The organism is Streptomyces carpinensis (assembly GCF_002154505.1).
GTDB classification, from domain to species: Bacteria; Actinomycetota; Actinomycetes; order Streptomycetales; family Streptomycetaceae; genus Streptomyces; species Streptomyces carpinensis.
In genome coordinates this window covers 1-2,574 of the sequence record NZ_MUBM01000371.1, presented here as the reverse complement: position 1 = coordinate 2,574, position 2,574 = coordinate 1, and the positions used below count along the sequence as shown (strand labels likewise).

General features: G+C 64.8%; 1 protein-coding gene and 1 pseudogene. Both read left to right on the top strand.

Annotated elements, in window-relative coordinates:
• Positions 1-402 (top strand): annotated as a pseudogene (locus BZY54_RS38920) (TIGR03767 family metallophosphoesterase); the annotation flags it as partial.
• A gap of 182 nt (positions 403-584) precedes the next feature.
• On the top strand, positions 585-1,004 hold the full coding sequence (locus tag BZY54_RS51245) for a hypothetical protein (protein WP_158103985.1): 420 nt from the start codon (positions 585-587) through the stop codon (positions 1,002-1,004).
• The last annotated feature ends 1,570 nt before the right edge of the window (positions 1,005-2,574 follow it).

Below are 2,574 nucleotides of genomic sequence, written 5' to 3'. Positions count from 1 at the left end.
CGCCCGAACGAGAAGCGCTACAACGGCGACGAACTGCTCGCCCTGCTCGGCCGGCACCGCAACGTCGTCGCCTGGGTCAACGGCCATGTGCACCGCAACACCATCACCCCGCACACCAGCAGCGGCGGCCACTCCTTCTGGGAGATCTCCACCGCCTCCCACGTCGACTTCCCCCAACTCGCCCGGGTCATCGAGCTGGTGGACAACAAGGACGGCACGCTCTCCCTGCACACCACCCTGATCGAGTCCGCCGCCCCGCACCGCACGGACTTCACCGACCTGTCCCAGACCGGCCTCGCCGCCCTCTACCGCGAGCTCTCGTTCAACGCCCACGAAGGCTCCCTCACCCTCCAGGGCGACCCCCGCGACCGCAACACGGAGCTATTGCTCAAGAAAGGCTGAGGTCCGCCGTTCCCCCTGGCTGGGCCGGCAGCTCCGCACGCTTCACCAGCAGCTCCCACGGCCCCGCGTCGAACGGCTCGCCGTCGTCGGGCCGCGTGGCTTGGAACCCCTGCCCGCCGGGCAGGGGTTCCGTTTTCCGAGACGCACTCAAGCTACTGGCTCGGCAGCTGCTGGCTCGGCAGTTGCTGCTCCTGGTTCGGCTGTTGCTGCTGGTTCTGCTGCTGACCGGGCTGCTGCTGGTTCGGCTGCTGCTGACCCGGCTGCTGCTGCTGGTTCGGCTGCTGCTGACCCGGCTGCTGCTGCTGGTTCGGCTGCTGCTGACCCGGCTGCTGCTGCTGGTTCGGCTGCTGCTGACCCGGCTGCTGCTGCTGGTTCGGCTGCTGCCGACCCGGCTGCTGCTGCTCGTTCGGCTGCTGCTGACCCGGCTGCTGCTGCTGGTTCGGCTGCTGCTGACCGGGCTGCTGCTGGTTCTGCTGCTGCTGACCGGGCTGCTGTTGTTCGTTCGGCTGCTGCTGACCTGGCTGCTGGTTCTGCTGCTGCTGGTTCGGCGGTGCCTGCTGGTTGAACGACCCGTTGATGTTTGTGTTTGTGTTTGTGTTTGAATTGATTATTTGGTTCACGTTGTTGGTCGTCTGGTTGATGACTTGATTCACCACCGACGACGGCAGACCGAGGCTTTGTGCCTTGGCTTGTGCGGCGGCTACGGCCTGCGCCTTCGCCTCCTGCGGGGAGGCGCCCCGACTTATAGCCGCTTGTGCCGCGCTCGCTCCGGCTGCTACGGCAGCGGACTCCTGTGCTGCACTTCCTGTGGACGACCCTCCCGACTCTCCCGTGCAGGCCACGGAACCCACTGAGAAGGGCCCTGTCCCCGTGACGGCCATCGGTCCAATACTGCCGTCGGAAGAAGTGTTCGCAGTCGCCCCACCAGGCGAGACGGTGAATGTTCCGTTGGCAGCGAACCCACTGCCTGTCAGGGTGCCGCCCACGACCCGGCAAGATTGATTCGGGACAGCGGAGGCCGGCTCAACCGATCCGACAGCCATTCCTCCGACCAGCGCAGCCATCGCGGCGGCGCTCAGTACTGATTTCCCTCGCATGAAACTCTCCTTTACCGGCGCTACAATTCAGCAACCGGAGACGTTTCTGTCCGGATAACAGCACGCTAACTCCGCCGCTCTGACGCCGCATCTAGAGTTGCAAGGACCAATGGCGAGTATTATTCTGCTTTCACTCGGTATGGGACGCCACTGGCAAGTTCCCCGGGGTGGTCAATGAAGCGGGCAGATTTTTTCGCATGATTACTGCCGCACTCTCGGACCACTCTGACCTGCTCTTTAGTGAGCGAGGAGCCGACCTTCCCAGTTCTCAAAGTTGAAGGCGACACCGCATGCGCCGGTTCCGTCCCCGACGCAAGAGGATGTCCAAACGTTCAATTGACCGCTTGCCCGATACACCACGACGCGAGCGGATTCGCTTCCATGCTTCGAGGTGACAGCATGAGCAAGGCGACCCTACGGATCTTTTCTGTTGCCGCAGGAACTTTCTTCTGTTTGGCTGCGGGTGTCTGGGTATCTCCGGAGAGTGAGGCACACACCTCGCCACCGTATGGTCGGATCGAGTCGGCGGATACGAATCTCAAGTGTTACAAAACCATCCGCGACCCGTACTCGGTTGTGTGCTACCGGCTTTCATACAGGCCACTGCTGAAAAATGGGCGGTTCACGTTCGTCCCCTTCCTTGTCCAAGTGCCCACACCCTCGAACCCCCCGCCGCCGATAATTGTCGACGAACTCCCGTCGACCTGACATCATTTTTTCGGCAGCATGATCCGCCGCGACGACATCCGGCGGACCAAGCATGCTCAGGACGAACGCCTACGAAAAGTCGTCACCAGGGCCGACTTTGCCCGATGCGGCAGGGGTGGCAGAGGTGCGGCGACGGCCCCGGCGGTCGGAGCCGCGGCCGCCGGTCCCGACAGCACCGCCCGTGGCTCCGCCGCCCGCCGCCCGTCGGCTGGATCCGCGGACAGCCTTGCCGGAGTCGGCGCCGGTCGCCGCCCCGGCCCGGCGGTCGGAACCGCGGCCGTTCGCGCCAACGACACCGCCCGTGGCCGCGCCGGATTCCGACCGGCGGGCAGAGCCGCGCCCGCCGGTTGCGGAACTGCCACGAGAC